The sequence below is a fragment of the Blastococcus sp. OS1-29 genome (genome assembly GCF_057628075.1).
The window spans coordinates 279,074-292,249 of record NZ_JBXXJK010000004.1 but is presented as its reverse complement, the minus strand read 5'-3'; the positions used below and the strand labels follow the sequence as shown (position 1 = coordinate 292,249).

The window sequence follows — 13,176 nt, the reverse complement described above, 5'->3', positions numbered from 1 at the left end:
GCGTAACCGAATACGGTGCCTCCTCGTTGGAGCGGGTGTCAGCAACGATGGCGGGGGGATCGAGATGAGCGTGCGCGACCGTGAGGAGATGGTCGTCGCGCGTCTGCACGCCCTCGCCCCGCAGCTCGACGGCGAGCCCGACCCGGACTTCCGGGCGGCCACGCGTGCACGGCTGGTCGCGATGGCCGCCGTCCGGTCGCCCGAGCCCGAGCCGGTCTCCGGCCTGAAGCGGCTCCTGGCCGCGCGTCCGGAGCCGACGGCCCGGCCCCGCTGGCGCACGCGGCTGACCGCGGGCCTCGCCGGTGCGGCGCTGACCGTCACCGCCGCGGCGTCGCTGGTCGCGCTGGCCGACAGCGCGCGCCCCGGTGACGTCCTCTACGGGCTCAAGCGCGGCACCGAGCAGACCCAGCTCGCGCTGGCGGGCGACGCGCGGGGCACCACGCTGCTCGGCTTCGCCAGCACGCGGCTCGAGGAGCTGCAGGAACTGGTGGACGCGCCGAACGCGCTGCCCGTGGCCGGTGGCAGCGACGGCTCCGGCGGTCCGGTGCTCGCGGCCGGCGCCGATCCCGAGCTGGTGATCTCCACGCTGGAGACGATGGACGACCAGACCACCGAGGGCACCGCCTGGCTCACCGACCGGGCCGTCACCTCTGCGAACGAGAAGCCCCTGGACGAGTTGTCGGTGTGGGTGGCCGGCCAGACCAAGGGCCTCACCGCCCTGGCACCCCAGTTGCCGGACGCCGCAGGGGCAGCCGTGTCGCACTCGCTGACCCTGCTGTCCGAGGTCTCGACGCGGGCCGGCGCCCTCCAGGGCGCGCTGACCTGCTCCTCGGGTCCCGCGGTCGGCGGGTCCGACGCGCTGGGGCCGACCCCGGGCCCGTGCGTGCCGGCGGCCCCGCAGAGCCCGGGCGCACCGACCGACGGGGGTCTCCCCGCCCCCGGTTCGACTCCCGGGACGGTGCCGTCGACCGGTGCGGTCCCCACGCCGAGCGGGGCGCCGGGCAGCGGTGGCACGGGCGGAGGCGGCGTGCCGGTTCCCGGCGTCCCGACGGTCCCCGCACGCCCGACGGTCCCGGGCACCCTGCCGACGATCCCCGGCCTGCCGACGTCCCTGAGCGTGCCGCAGCTCCCGCTCCCGGGCGCGCCGACCGCGCCCCTCCTCGATGTGCCGGCGACCGGCACTCCGGGCGTCTGCCTGCCCCTCCTCGGCTGCTGAGACCCGACCCACGGGCGGAGAGCCCCTCGCCCGACACCGATAGGGTCGCAGTCAGTCGATCGCAGGGAGGTCCCGTGCCGCGAGTGCCGTTGGCCGGCCGCCGCTCCGCACGTTCCACGGGCCCGGCGGACGAGGAGACGCGGGCGCACGTCGCCGGTGCCGCCTCGGCGGCCGCCGCCGACGTGGAGGCGCCTGCGGCCGTCGCGCCCGACCGCACCGCTGCCGCGTTCTTCGACGTCGACAACACGATGATGATGGGCGCATCGCTCTTCTGGTTCGCCCGTGGCCTGGCCGCCAGGAAGTACTTCACGACGCGCGACATGCTCGGGTTCGTCTGGCAGCAGGCCAAGTTCCGCATCGCCGGGAACGAGGGCAGCGCGGACGACGTGCACGCGATCCGCGAGAACGCTCTCGCCTTCGTGGCCGGGCGGCCGGTCGCGGAGATCGTGGCGGCCAGCGAGGAGATCTACGACGAGCTGATGGCCGACCGGATCTGGTCGGGCACCCGGCAGCTGGCGCAGCAGCACCTCGACGCGGGCCAGCGGGTGTGGCTGGTGACGGCGACGCCGGTCGAGCTGGCGTCGATCATCGCGCACCGCCTGGGCCTCACCGGCGCCCTCGGCACGGTCGCCGAGGTGGTCGACGGGAAGTACACAGGGCGTCTGGTCGGCGAGCTGATGCACGGTCCGGCGAAGGCCGAGGCCGTCCTGGCGCTGGCCGAGCGGGAGGGCCTCGACCTCTCGCGGTGCACCGCCTACAGCGACTCGGCGAACGACCTGCCGATGCTGTCGCTGACCGGCACGGCCGTCGCGGTCAACCCCGACACGGAGCTGCGCGCGATCGCCCGGTCGCGAGGCTGGGCCGTCCGGGATTTCCGGACCGGCCGCAAGGCGGCGAAGATCGGCATCCCGACGGTCGCCGCCGCTGCGCTGGCCGGCGGCGTCGTCGGCGGAGCGGTCGCCCTCCGGAGGCGCGACAAGCTCCCCTGGTAGGGCCGCGAGCCGGAGTGTGTGCGCCGACGTCCCGTTCCATCGCTGGGAAGAGGGCTCTGGCGCACACGCTCGGGGTGGGCGCGGGGCTCAGCCGAAGACGCTCTTGCGCTGCAGGAGCAGCTGGTACAGCGACTGCTGGATGGTCTCGCGCACCTGGTCGGTGAGGTTGAAGACCAGCATCGGGTCCTCGGCGGCACCGGGGCCGTAGGACGCGGTCTCGATCGGCTCACCGAACGCGATCAGCCACTTCGACGGCAGCGGGACCAGACCCAGCGGGCCCAGCAGCGGGAACGTCGGCGTGATCGGCAGGTAGGGCAACCCCAGGAGCCGGGCCGCCGTCTTCGCGTTGCCGATCATCGGGTAGATCTCCTCGGCGCCCACGATCGCGCACGGGATGATCGGGACGCCGGTGCGCAGAGCCGCCGTGACGAAACCGCCGCGACCGAACCGCTGCAGCGTGTACCGCTCGCGGAACGGCTTGCCGATGCCCTTGAAGCCCTCGGGGAAGACGCCCACGATCTCGCCGTCGGTGAGCAGCCGCTCGGCGTCCTCGTTGCAGGCCAGCGTCGAGCCCATCTTCCGCGACATCGACCCGATCAGCGGCAGGTCGAACACCAGATCGGCACCCAGCAACCGCAACCGGCGCTGCGCCGGGTGGTCGTCGTGCAGCGCGACGGTGGTCATCATCGCGTCGACGGGGATCGTGCCCGAATGGTTGGCGACCACGAGGGCGCCGCCGGTGTCGGGGACGTTCTCCATCCCGCTCGTCTCGACCCGGAACCATTTCTGGAACAGCGGTCGCAGGATGGGCAGCAGGACGTGGTCGGCCAGGTCGGGGTCGAATCCGAACTCGTCGGTCTCGTACTCGCCGCTGACCCGGCGGCGCAGGAACTCGACGATCTCGGCGAGCTGGTCCTCCCAGCCCGGCGTGGGTGCGGGCGGGACGTAGGGCTCGTCCTCGTCGGGACGCAGCGGGATCACGCGGGCCTCAGGCATCGCGCACCGCCCGGAGTCCGGGGGCCGGTGGCGCCGGCCGGAACCGCCGCCCCACCGCCGTGGCCGTGTCGCCGGCCCGGGCGATGGTCGAGCGGACGCCGGCCGCCGCCGACTCCACCAGGGACGGCGAGACCACCGGGGGCACCGTGCGCGCGTAGTCGGCCAACGCGGCCTCCGTCGTGTAGCGGGGGGTGTAGCCGAACTCCTCGCGCAGCACGGTCGTGTCCACGACGCGGCCGAAGTTGAGGAAGCGCATCTGCTCGGGTGAGTAGTCGACGAACCCGAACCGCCGGGACAGCCGCCCCACCGAGCCGAGGGCCGGAGTCGGGATGGGCAGCTCGACCCGGCCGAGGCGGCGGATGGTCTGCGACAGCAGGAGTGTGCCCTCCCCGCCGACGTTCACCGTGCCCACGAAGTCGCCGGTGGTCGCGCGCGTGAGGACCGCCAGCGCGTCGTCCTCGTGCAGGAGCTGCACCCGGGCGTCGTAGCCGAGCGCGGTCGGCACGACCGGCATCCGGAAGAAACTGGTGAGCACCGAGTCGATCCGGGGGCCGATGAAGTTCGTGAACCGCAGCGAGGCCACGCCGACGTCGGGACGACGCCGTGCGAACGCCCGCACGTAGCCCTCGATGTCGAGGCTGTCCTTGGCGAAGCCGCCCGAGGGGACGCTGCGGGCCTGCATCTTCTCGGTGAAGACGGCGGGGTCGCGGGAGGAGGCCCCGTAGACCGCCGTCGTCGACTTCAGCACGAACCGGCGCACCATGGGTGCCCGCTGGCACGCGGCCAGGAGCTGCATGGTGCCGATGACGTTGAGTTCCTTCATCGGCACGCGCCCACCGGAGCCGGCGGGCGTCGAGCTGATGTTCATGTGCACGACCGTGTCGACCGAGGCCGACGCGATCACCTTGCCGATCAGCGGGTTGCGGATGTCCGCCCGCACGAACTCGGTGCGACCGAGCCGGCGGAGCATGTCCTGCGAGGGCGGGACGGTGTCCACGCCGATGACCCGCTCGATCGCGGGATCGGCCGCGAGCTCGGCCGCCAGGGCACCCCCGAGCCACCGGCTCACGCCGGTGACGAGAACGACCGCAGGCGGCACGAGCGTCAGCTCACTTCTTGTTGCGACGCTGAACGCGCGTCTTCTTCAGCAGCTTGCGGTGCTTCTTCTTCGCCATCCGCTTGCGCCGCTTCTTGATGACCGAACCCACGTGGTGCTCCCGACGTCGTCTTGATGTGATCAGCTCGAACGTGACCCCCGAGGACCTGCCCCGGAGTCACCCGGCGTCCGAGCGTACCGGCCGCCCCGCGGCGCCGTTGCCGCGGGCGGACCGAAGACGACAGACGTTTTTCAGGCGATGTCGGTGTACGCGTCGCGCAGGTAGTCCTGGACGGCCCGCTCCGGGACGCGGAAGGACCGGCCGACGCGGACGGCGGAGAGCTCGCCGGCGTGCACGAGGCGGTACACGGTCATCTTGGAGACGCGCATCATCGCGGCGACCTCGGCCACCGTCAGGAAGGTGACGGCCTGACGCGGCTGCGGGACGGCCGGGCGGCCGACGGGCATGGCGGCGGGGTGCGCAGCGGGCACGGGGCGGGCCATCGTGGCGGCCATCGGGCGGCCGACCGGACGGGGGCCGGGCACACCCGGACGACCGAGGGCGGGGGCTGCAGAGCGCTGGGGCATGGTCATGTCTTCGTCTCCGGTACCTAGCTCATGTCGTGGCGCCGGCTTCCCCACCGGCAACTGAACACGCATGTGCTGCCACCGAGAGTAATGGGACGGGCGCGACAGGAGCGATGGTTGAATCGAACAGGCGGACCGGTCCGTCCTCGGCAGAACTACACGTATGCAACACAGGAAGTCTGTTCTGCGGCGCGTTTCGCAACGCCGTCACGACGCGATGACGGACAGTGGTGGCGTCGAGTCGACATGTGGTCTACGGTGCGCCGCTCTGCTCCCACCGGTCCGGGCAGCCGCACCGGCCCCCTGGACCCCAGGACCGTCAGTTCGCGTCCCGGCCGAGTTCCACCGAGCGGGCGTGCGCGGCCTCGATCGCGGCCATGAGCGCGGCCCGGACGCCGTGCCGCTCCAGCTCGCGGATGGCCGCCACCGTCGTCCCCCCGGGGCTGGAGACCGCCTCACGCAGCTGCACGGGGTGCTCCCCCGAGTCCCGCATCATCACGGCGGCGCCGAGCGCCGTCTGCACCACCAGGTCGGCGGCCAGCGTGCGGGGCAGGCCGAGCAGGATGCCCGCGTCGACCATGGCCTCGACCAGGTAGAAGAAGTAGGCCGGCCCGCTGCCCGACAGCGCCGTCACGGCGTCCTGCTGGGCCTCCGGCACGCGCCGCACCTCGCCCACCGCCGCGAGCAGGGCCTCGGCCTCGTCCAGGTGCTCCTCCCCCGCGTGGGCGCCGGCCGACACCACGCTCATCCCCTCGTCGACCAGCGCCGGGGTGTTCGGCATGACGCGGACGACGGGCACTCCCTCGGGCAGGGCCGCCTCGATCCGCGCCGTCGGAACGCCCGCGGCGACGGAGACGACCAGGTGTCCCTGGTCGACCACGCCGGAGAGCAGGCGGAGCAGGCTGTCGATGTCCTGCGGCTTGACGGCCAGGAGCAGGACCCGCGCCCGCGCCGCGGCATCGGCGAGGTCGAGGGCGGGCACGCCGTAGCGCCCGGCGAGCACCGCCGCCCGCTCGGGACTGCGCTCGCAGACGATCAGGCCGTCCGGCCCGCCGCGGCGGACCAGCCCGGACAGCAGGGCCTCGCCGATCTTCCCGCCGCCGATGATGGCCAGCCCGCGGCGCCCGTCGGCGGTCACGCGCGGCCACCGAAGGACCGGATCAGCGACGCCGCGGCGCCGGCCCCCGAGGGGACGGCGACGCGGACGACGTAGCCGCCGGCCACCAGCCGGTGCTGCTCGTCGGTCAGGACTCCGTAGGGCATGACGTGCTCCCAGCTGTCGGGGGTCCGGCCGTTCCAGGCCGCCCGTTCTCCGGTGATCGCGATCAGCCGCTTGTCGGAGGCGGCGATCTCGGGCCGACCCTCGCCGGCCATCAGGACGTTCAGGCAGCGGACGAACGCGAGGTCGGCGGCGCTCCCCGGCCCCTCGGTCAGCCGCACGCGGTGCGAGGCGAGGGCGCGGCAGCGGGCTTCGGCGTCCGCGTCGTGCGCGCGCACGATCGTCGTCGCGCCGGCCAGGTCGCCGGGCGTCGCGACCGCCAGTCCTGCCGCGGCGGCGACGGGGGCGAGGCCGAGCTGCTCGGGGGGCAGCGTCACCTCGCACTCGTCCGCGAGCCCCGCCGCACGGATCTCCGCGATCAGGGCGGCCAGCTCCGCCGCGGCGTCGTCCGCCGGGGCCGGCACGTGCTCGAGCGCGACCCGGCGGCCGTCGCTGACCAGCTCTCCGGCCACCCGGACGGCGTCCTCGACCCGGGGCCCGGCCACCAGCCGGCCGGAGAGCAGAGCGGTCAGCGTGCGGCTGACCAAGCTGGGCACGGGCACGACGGAAACCGTAGTGCGCCGGTGTGTGCCCTGGTCGGGCCCCGGGTAGCGGCCGGTGCATGGCAGGAGAACTGACTGGGATGAAGGTGGCCGTGCTGGCTACGGACGGCGTCGAGCAGATCGAGCTGGACCGGCCGTGGCAGGTGCTCGAGGAGGCCGGCGCGGAGCCGGAGCTGGTCTCTCTGGGCGGCGGGCCGATCACCGCCTACGACCACATCGACAAGGGTGACACCAAGCAGGTCGACGCCGTCGTCAGCTCGGCGGACCCCGACTCCTACGCGGCGCTCGTGCTGCCGGGGGGTGTCATCAACGGCGACTTCGTGCGCGCCGACGCCGATGCGGTGGCGTTCGTGAAGGCCTTCTTCGACGCCGGGAAGCCGGTGGCGGCGATCTGCCACGCGCCGTGGGTGCTCGTCGAGGCCGACGTCGTGAAGGGACGGCGCATGACGTCGTGGCCGTCGCTGCAGACCGACCTGCGCAACGCCGGCGCGGACTGGGTCGACGAGGAGGTCGTCGTCGACGGCAATCTCATCACCAGCCGGAAGCCCGACGACCTGGACGCCTTCGGTTCGGCGATCGTCGAGGAGTTCGCGCGCAGCGAGGCGGACGAGGACGACGAATCGGACGAGTGACCGCTATCCGCCGCCGGCCAGCAGGCCGGCGGCGGGCGCGATCGTGAGCAGCGTGCCGGCGAACACCAGGATCGCGAGCAGCCGCGGGCCGACCGGCTCGCGGCCCTGGCGCTGTCGCCAGAGGCCCACGCCGCTCACCAGCGCGGTCACCGCGAGCGGCGCCAGCAGGACGGCGACGTGCGGGATGTTCTCCCAGAGCAGGGTCGCCGCGAAGTAGACGCCGACTCCGGCGGCCAGGGCGATGAGCAGCTCGCCGGCGAAGCGCAGCCAGGCCAGCGCGCTCTCGCGCGGCGTCGAGTCGAGGTCGTCGGCCTCGTCGAACGAATCGGCACGGACGACCGGTATCGGGCCGGTAGTGGGGTGGTGCTCCACCGCGGGCGCCCGGCGGGCCGGCCGCTCGGCACCGCCCTGGGCCGGCCGCCGGTCGCCGCGCTCGGGCTCTGCCGGACGACGGTCTGGCTCGGGGGCCCGTCGCTCGCGCATCGGGGGGAGGGGCGCGCTGGGATGGCTCGTCGACGCGGGGACCCCGGGCTTGCGGTCGGGGCGCATGCCGGGGATGGCTGCGGTCGACGGATCCGGCGTACCGGTGCGCCCGACCGCCCGGCGCTCGACGGCGGGTGGTTCCTCGTCGGTCCGGTCGCTCCGGCGCCGGCCGAGGTCGGGCCGGCGGGCGGCGGCCGCCTCGGCCCGCCGCTGGCGGATGCCGGTCTCCTCCGGGTCGTCCCAGGTGCGGCGGCGGGCGGCGCGGTTCGCCGACTCGATGCCGGCCTCGCGGAGGATCTCGGCGAGCGAGCGTCCTCCCGTGTCCGGGTTCCAGTCCGGTTCGGTCATCACGCTCCTCCCAACGAGTCCAGCCTGCGCAGGATGACACCCTCGCGCAGCGCCCACGGACAGATCCGCACGCACGGTACGGCCAGGAGGCGCATCGCCGTGGCAGCCACGACCGCGCCCGCGGGAACCTGGTGCGCGCGGTCGGGCGACACGCCTCTCAGCTCGGCCAGCGCGGCGGACTCGATCCGGGCCACGAAACCGGCCAGCTGATCCAGCCCCTCGAGGGTCAGCTCCCGTGGCACCTGCAGCCCGGCGGAGTAGGGGGCGGCGCCGGTGAGCCGGGCGAGCGTGCGGAACGTCTTGCTGGTCGCGGCCACGAGATTCGGCCGGCCGACCGTCGCCAGCTTCTCCGCCGCGGGCTCCAGCAACCCGGTGGCATGGCTCTCGAGCTCGGCCAGGGCCGCGAGATCGGGCCGGCCACCGACGCGCGCCGTGGGGAGGAACCGGCGGGTCATCCGCCCGGCGCCCAGGGGCAGGGACAGGGCGACCTCCGGGTCCTCGTCGATGCCGCTGGCCAGCTCCAGCGAGCCGCCGCCGATGTCGAGGACCAGCAGCTTCCCGGCGCTCCAGCCGAACCACCGGCGGACGGCGAGGAAGGTCAGCCGCGCCTCGTCCTCGCCGCTGAGCACCTGCAGGGCGACCCCGGTCCTCTCCCGGATCCGGTCGATCACCTCCAGCCCGTTGACGGCCTCCCGGATCGCCGAGGTCACCAGGGCCAGGAGCTCGTCGACGCCCTGCTTCTCCGCTTGGGCACACGCCTCCTGCACGGCCTGCAGCAGCGCCTTCTCCCCCGCCCTGGACAGCTGTCCGTCCTCGCCGATCTGCTCGGCGAGGCGCAACAGCCAGCGGTCGTCGTGCATGGGCGTGGGGTGCGCCCCGCGGTGCGCGTCGACGACCAGCAGGTGGACGGTGTTCGAACCGACGTCCAGAACTCCGAGCCGCATGGGGGCCAGTCTGCCCGGCGGAGCCGGACATAGGCTGGGCACGTGCCCGATGCCCCGCCCGACGAGGTTCCCCTCGACTTCGCGCGGGAGTGGGTGGAGTTCGCGGACCCGGCCGACCCCGAGCACCGGGTGCGTGCCGATCTGACCTGGCTGACCTCCGCCTGGACCTGCATCTACGGGCGCGGCTGCGCGGGCGTCGTGGAGGGGCGGCCGGACGACGGCTGCTGCAGCCACGGCGCGTTCTTCACCGACGAGGAGGACCTGGCCCGGGTCACCGCCAACGTCGCGCTGCTGACCGACGACGACTGGCAGCTCGCGTCCGAGGGCCGTGTGGCGTGGACCGAGGAGGACGCGGCCGACGACGCCGAGCCCAGCGTGCGTTCGCTGCGCACCCGGACGGTCGACGGCGCCTGCGTCTTCCTCAACCGCCGCGGCTTCCCCGGCGGCATGGGCTGCGCGCTGCACCGGATGGCACTGCGCACCGGCGTGCACCCGCTGACGACCAAGCCCGACGTCTGCTGGCAGCTGCCGGTACGGCGGGAGCAGGAGCACGTGGAACGACCGGACGGCACGACCGTACTGGTGACGACGATCGGCGAGTTCGACCGCCGGGGCTGGGGTCCCGGCGGCCACGACCTGCACTGGTGGTGCACCGGCTCGCCAGCCGCGCACGTCGCGCCGGAGCCACTGGTGGAGACCTACGGGCCGGAGCTGATCGCGCTGCTCGGCGAGGCGGCCTACGCGGAGCTACGCCGGCTGACCGAGCTCCGCCTCGACCGGGGTCTGGTCGCGCCGCACCCCGCCAGCCCGGTGCCCGTCGAGCTGCACCGCCGCCGCCCCGGAGGCTGAGCCCGCCCGGAACGTCTGCCGGTAGGCGCGCGGCGAGACACCGCGGCGTCGTCCGAACTGCTCGCGCAGCCCGGCGGCGGTGCCGAACCCGACGAGCCGGGCGATCTCCTCGACGGGGGCGTCGCTCTCCTCCAGCAGGGCCTCGGCGGCGGCCAGCCGTTGGCCGAGCAGCCAGGCGTGCGGGGTCGTACCCGTGGTGGCCTTGAACCGGCGGGCGAAGCTGCGCGGGCTCATCAGTGCCCGCCGGGCCAGCGACTCCACGGTGATGTCCTCGGCCAGGTGGGCGGCCGCCCACTCGAGCACGGCACCGAGCAGGTCGTCCTGGCAGGCCGGGACGGGGGCGTCGATGAACTGGGCCTGACCGCCGTCGCGGTGCGGCGGCACCACCATCTCGCGAGCCAGGGCATTGGCCGCGGCGGCGCCCCACTCGCGCCGCACCAGGTGCAGCAGCGTGTCGACGCCGGCCGCCGTCCCGGCGCCGGTGAGGATCTGCCCGTTGTCCACGTAGAGCACCGACGGGTCGACCTCGACGGCCGGGAACCGGGCGGCGAGCTCGCCGGCCCACTTCCAATGCGTCGTCACCCGCTTGCCGTCGAGCAGCCCTGCGGCGGCGAGCACGAACGCGCCGGTGCAGTGGCTGATGATCGTGGCGCCGCGGGCGTGCGCCGCCCGGAACGCGTCGAGGAGCGCCGGGGAGGGGACGCGGTCGAACAGCTCCCACGCGGTGATCGAGATGATGTCGGACCGGGCCAGGCGTTCCAGCCCGTGCTCGACGGCGACGGCGAGGCCGGTGTCGGTGCGCAGCAGGCCCGGCGCCTCGGCCACCAGGCCGAAGTCGAACCGCGGCAGACCCATGTGCGTGCGGTCGTAGCCGAAGACCTCGACGCTGACCCCCAACCCGAAGGCCCCGACGAGCCCGTCGGTGACGACAAGGCTGACGACGAGAGGACGGTCGCTCATGTGGCCATGATGGCAGAAAACCTGCCATACGGGCCATCCCTGCCAACAGGCGTTGCCAGCTATGACGACCTACGATCGAACACATGAGCGAACCGCAGGAGAACCAGACGCTGGAGAAGGACCCGGAAAGGACCCCGTCCTACTCACCGCTCGCAGGCTCGCGGCGAGCCTCCGGACGGGGCCACGGCCTGTCGTCGACGTGCGATCGCTCCTGAGGCCGAGGCGTCGAAGAAGATCGACGAGCTGAAGAGCTGACTCAGGCTTCCAACTTGTAACCCAGCCCCCGGACCGTGAGCAGATACTTGGGGTTCGCGGGGTCCGGCTCGACCTTGGCCCGCAGCCGCTTGACGTGCACGTCGAGGGTCTTGGTGTCGCCGACGTAATCCGCCCCCCAGACCCGGTCGATCAGCTGACCGCGGGTGAGCACCCGGCCGGAGTTGCGCAGCAGGTACTCGAGCAGGTCGAACTCCTTGAGCGGCAGGGCCGCCGGCTCGCCGTCCACGGTCACGATGTGCCGCTCGACGTCCATGCGGATCGGTCCGGCCTCGAGCACCCCGGCGGCGTCGGGGGACGCCTCGGCGGCGTCGCCGCGGCGGCGCAGCACCGCGCGGATACGGGCGACCAGTTCCCGCGCGGAGTAGGGCTTGGTCACGTAGTCGTCGGCGCCCAGCTCCAGGCCCACGACCTTGTCGATCTCGGCGTCCTTCGCGGTCAGCATGATGATCGGCACGTTGCTCCGGCTGCGCAGCGCGCGGCAGACCTCGGTGCCGGGCAGTCCCGGCAGCATCAGGTCGAGCAGGACGATGTCGGCACCGCCGCGGTCGAACTCCGCGAGCGCGTCGGGGCCGGTGCCCGCGACGACGGCCTCGAACCCCTCCTTGCCGAGCATGTAGGACAGGGCGTCGGAGAAGGACTCCTCGTCCTCCACCACCAGCACACGGGTCATGGGTTTCCCTTCGGGGCTTCTGCGGACGCGTCGACTGCGGACGCTTCGGCGACCGGGGCGGTCGCCTCCAGCGGGATGCGCAGCGTGAACGTGGAGCCGAGGCCTTCTTCGCTCCAGACCGACACGGACCCGCCGTGGTTGCTGGCGACGTGCTTGACGATGGCCAGCCCCAGGCCGGTTCCCCCGGTGCTGCTCGCCCGGGACTGGTCCACCCGGTAGAACCGCTCGAACACCCGCTGGCGGTCCTGCCGCGGGATGCCGATGCCGCTGTCGGTCACGGTGATCTCGGCGAACCCCGAACGGGCACGGGCGGCCACCGCGATGCGGCTCTCGCCCTCGCTGTAGGCCACGGCGTTCGCGAGCAGGTTGGTCACCGCGGTGCACAGCTGGCTCTCGACCCCGCGGACGACGAGCTCGTGCTCACCGCCGACCGCGATGTCGAGAGCCTTGGCGCGAGCCGCGGTGCGGGTGCGGTCGACCGCCTCGGCGATCACCCCGTCGACGTCCACCGGTGCCAGTTCAGGCAGCGGCTCTCCGCCCTGCAGCCGGGACAGGTCGATCAGCTCGCTGACGAGCCGGCTCAGCCGGTCGGCCTCGCGCGCGATCCGCCCGGCGAACCGCTGCACCGCCTCGGGATCGTCGGCGGCCTGCTCGATCGCCTCGGCGAGCAGTGACAGGGCGCCGACCGGTGTCTTCAGCTCGTGCCCCACGTTGGCGACGAAGTCGCGGCGCACGGCCTCGGAACGCCGTGTCTCGGTGACGTCCTGCAGGACGAGGGCGACCGGGCCGGGGGACGGCACTGTCCCGCTGTGCAGCCGCACCCCGTGCACGCCCATCAGGCGGGGCCCGGTGCCCACGAGGTCGCCGGGCAGGTGCACGTCCAGCCGGCGGCTGCCCGCGGATCGGACGGTCCCGGCGAGCTCGAGCAGCTCCGGCACCATCAGCCGGCTGCCGCGCACGATGCCACTGGCGCGCGCGGCCGGGTTGGCGAGGAGCACGGCGTCACCCGGGTCGATGATCACCACGGCCGGGTCCATGAGGTCGAGCAGCCGCCGGGCCAGCGCCGCCTCGGGCAGCCCGGTCACGACGGTCTCGTCGTCCAGCACCGGGGCGGGGCGCATACGGAGGATGACCAGGGTGGCCACCACCCCGCCGAGGAGGAGGCCGACCACGAGGGCGACCAGCGGACTCACGGTCCCGATGCTAGGTGGCGCGCGGGCCCGGCCGGCCGTTCCGCGGGGTCGTACCACCGCTAGGGGTCAGTGTTCACCTCGTCGTGGACGCCCGTTCACCTGCGGGCCACGG

At 73.6% G+C, this 13,176-nt stretch carries 16 protein-coding genes; 5 read left to right on the top strand and 11 right to left on the bottom strand.

The genetic code is table 11. From position 1 onward, the window contains the following. Positions 1 to 64 precede the first annotated feature (64 nt). Both AC2H4J_RS12465 and AC2H4J_RS12460 read left to right on the top strand, forming a co-directional pair. Positions 65 to 1,216, top strand: coding sequence for a DUF5667 domain-containing protein (locus AC2H4J_RS12465; protein WP_487465195.1), 1,152 nt, complete (start codon positions 65 to 67; stop codon positions 1,214 to 1,216). Positions 1,217 to 1,290: 74 nt separating this feature from the next. Then, positions 1,291 to 2,208 carry an HAD family hydrolase gene (locus AC2H4J_RS12460; protein ID WP_487465194.1) on the top strand — a complete coding sequence of 306 codons (918 nt, stop codon included), beginning with the start codon at positions 1,291 to 1,293 and terminating at the stop codon, positions 2,206 to 2,208. 87 nt (positions 2,209 to 2,295) lie between these two features. Here the strand turns inward: AC2H4J_RS12460 and AC2H4J_RS12455 are convergent, their stop codons facing one another. The 6 genes from AC2H4J_RS12455 to AC2H4J_RS12430 form a co-directional block, all read right to left on the bottom strand. Further along, on the bottom strand, positions 2,296 to 3,204 hold the full coding sequence (locus tag AC2H4J_RS12455; RefSeq protein WP_487465193.1) for a lysophospholipid acyltransferase family protein: 909 nt from the start codon (positions 3,202 to 3,204) through the stop codon (positions 2,296 to 2,298). Continuing rightward, entirely contained in the window at positions 3,197 to 4,303 is a 1,107-nt protein-coding gene (locus AC2H4J_RS12450; RefSeq protein WP_487465192.1) for an NAD-dependent epimerase/dehydratase family protein, read from the bottom strand. Before AC2H4J_RS12450 ends, AC2H4J_RS12455 begins: the two co-directional genes overlap by 8 nt. Before the next feature lie 10 nt (positions 4,304 to 4,313). Further along, positions 4,314 to 4,412 (bottom strand): 30S ribosomal protein bS22, encoded by a 99-nt coding sequence (locus AC2H4J_RS12445; RefSeq protein ID WP_012854759.1) that lies wholly within the window; start codon positions 4,410 to 4,412, stop codon positions 4,314 to 4,316. 140 nt (positions 4,413 to 4,552) lie between these two features. Next, positions 4,553 to 4,894 carry a helix-turn-helix domain-containing protein gene (locus AC2H4J_RS12440; RefSeq protein ID WP_487465191.1) on the bottom strand — a complete coding sequence of 114 codons (342 nt, stop codon included), beginning with the start codon at positions 4,892 to 4,894 and terminating at the stop codon, positions 4,553 to 4,555. A gap of 313 nt (positions 4,895 to 5,207) precedes the next feature. Then, entirely contained in the window at positions 5,208 to 6,026 is an 819-nt protein-coding gene (proC, locus tag AC2H4J_RS12435) for a pyrroline-5-carboxylate reductase (RefSeq protein ID WP_487465190.1), read from the bottom strand. Next, a complete protein-coding gene (locus AC2H4J_RS12430; protein ID WP_487465189.1) occupies positions 6,023 to 6,709 on the bottom strand; it encodes a hypothetical protein in 687 nt (228 codons plus the stop codon). Before AC2H4J_RS12430 ends, proC begins: the two co-directional genes overlap by 4 nt. An 80-nt stretch (positions 6,710 to 6,789) precedes the next feature. Here AC2H4J_RS12430 and AC2H4J_RS12425 point away from each other — a divergent pair, with 80 nt between their 5' ends. After that, a complete protein-coding gene (locus tag AC2H4J_RS12425; protein ID WP_487465188.1) occupies positions 6,790 to 7,341 on the top strand; it encodes a type 1 glutamine amidotransferase domain-containing protein in 552 nt (183 codons plus the stop codon). A 3-nt stretch (positions 7,342 to 7,344) separates the two neighbouring features. On the opposite strand, the gene AC2H4J_RS12420 is transcribed toward AC2H4J_RS12425, so the two are convergent. Further along, entirely contained in the window at positions 7,345 to 8,172 is an 828-nt protein-coding gene (locus tag AC2H4J_RS12420) for a hypothetical protein (RefSeq protein WP_487465187.1), read from the bottom strand. Next, complete coding sequence (locus tag AC2H4J_RS12415; RefSeq protein WP_487465186.1) at positions 8,172 to 9,116, bottom strand: Ppx/GppA phosphatase family protein; 945 nt, start codon at positions 9,114 to 9,116, stop codon at positions 8,172 to 8,174. The genes AC2H4J_RS12420 and AC2H4J_RS12415 overlap by 1 nt, the downstream gene beginning before the upstream one ends. A 42-nt stretch (positions 9,117 to 9,158) precedes the next feature. On the opposite strand from AC2H4J_RS12415, the gene AC2H4J_RS12410 reads away from it, so the two are divergent. Further along, positions 9,159 to 9,965 (top strand): DUF3109 family protein, encoded by an 807-nt coding sequence (locus AC2H4J_RS12410; protein ID WP_487465185.1) that lies wholly within the window; start codon positions 9,159 to 9,161, stop codon positions 9,963 to 9,965. Here the strand turns inward: AC2H4J_RS12410 and AC2H4J_RS12405 are convergent. Further along, positions 9,864 to 10,925 carry a helix-turn-helix domain-containing protein gene (locus AC2H4J_RS12405; protein WP_487465184.1) on the bottom strand — a complete coding sequence of 354 codons (1,062 nt, stop codon included), beginning with the start codon at positions 10,923 to 10,925 and terminating at the stop codon, positions 9,864 to 9,866. The two genes, AC2H4J_RS12410 and AC2H4J_RS12405, sit on opposite strands and share 102 nt — an antisense overlap. A gap of 83 nt (positions 10,926 to 11,008) precedes the next feature. Here AC2H4J_RS12405 and AC2H4J_RS12400 point away from each other — a divergent pair, with 83 nt between their 5' ends. Further along, entirely contained in the window at positions 11,009 to 11,140 is a 132-nt protein-coding gene (locus AC2H4J_RS12400; protein ID WP_487465183.1) for a hypothetical protein, read from the top strand. A 41-nt stretch (positions 11,141 to 11,181) separates the two neighbouring features. Here AC2H4J_RS12400 and AC2H4J_RS12395 read toward each other — a convergent pair whose 3' ends face one another. After that, positions 11,182 to 11,871, bottom strand: coding sequence for a winged helix-turn-helix domain-containing protein (locus AC2H4J_RS12395; protein ID WP_487465182.1), 690 nt, complete (start codon positions 11,869 to 11,871; stop codon positions 11,182 to 11,184). Further along, positions 11,868 to 13,064, bottom strand: a complete 1,197-nt coding sequence (locus AC2H4J_RS12390; protein WP_487465181.1) for a sensor histidine kinase — start codon at positions 13,062 to 13,064, stop codon at positions 11,868 to 11,870. The genes AC2H4J_RS12395 and AC2H4J_RS12390 overlap by 4 nt, the downstream gene beginning before the upstream one ends. Between the last annotated feature and the right edge of the window lie 112 nt (positions 13,065 to 13,176).

Excerpts from the sequence above, each read along its gene's own strand:
- AC2H4J_RS12465 (WP_487465195.1), top strand. The coding sequence starts at position 65 with ATGAGCGTGCGCGACCGTGAGGAGATGGTCGTCGCGCGTCTGCACGCC.
- AC2H4J_RS12455 (WP_487465193.1), bottom strand. The coding sequence starts at position 3,204 with ATGCCTGAGGCCCGCGTGATCCCGCTGCGTCCCGACGAGGACGAGCCC.
- AC2H4J_RS12440 (WP_487465191.1), bottom strand. The coding sequence starts at position 4,894 with ATGACCATGCCCCAGCGCTCTGCAGCCCCCGCCCTCGGTCGTCCGGGT.
- AC2H4J_RS12425 (WP_487465188.1), top strand. The coding sequence starts at position 6,790 with ATGAAGGTGGCCGTGCTGGCTACGGACGGCGTCGAGCAGATCGAGCTG.
- AC2H4J_RS12420 (WP_487465187.1), bottom strand. The coding sequence starts at position 8,172 with ATGACCGAACCGGACTGGAACCCGGACACGGGAGGACGCTCGCTCGCC.
- AC2H4J_RS12415 (WP_487465186.1), bottom strand. The coding sequence starts at position 9,116 with ATGCGGCTCGGAGTTCTGGACGTCGGTTCGAACACCGTCCACCTGCTG.
- AC2H4J_RS12405 (WP_487465184.1), bottom strand. The coding sequence starts at position 10,925 with ATGAGCGACCGTCCTCTCGTCGTCAGCCTTGTCGTCACCGACGGGCTC.
- AC2H4J_RS12400 (WP_487465183.1), top strand. The coding sequence starts at position 11,009 with ATGAGCGAACCGCAGGAGAACCAGACGCTGGAGAAGGACCCGGAAAGG.
- AC2H4J_RS12395 (WP_487465182.1), bottom strand. The coding sequence starts at position 11,871 with ATGACCCGTGTGCTGGTGGTGGAGGACGAGGAGTCCTTCTCCGACGCC.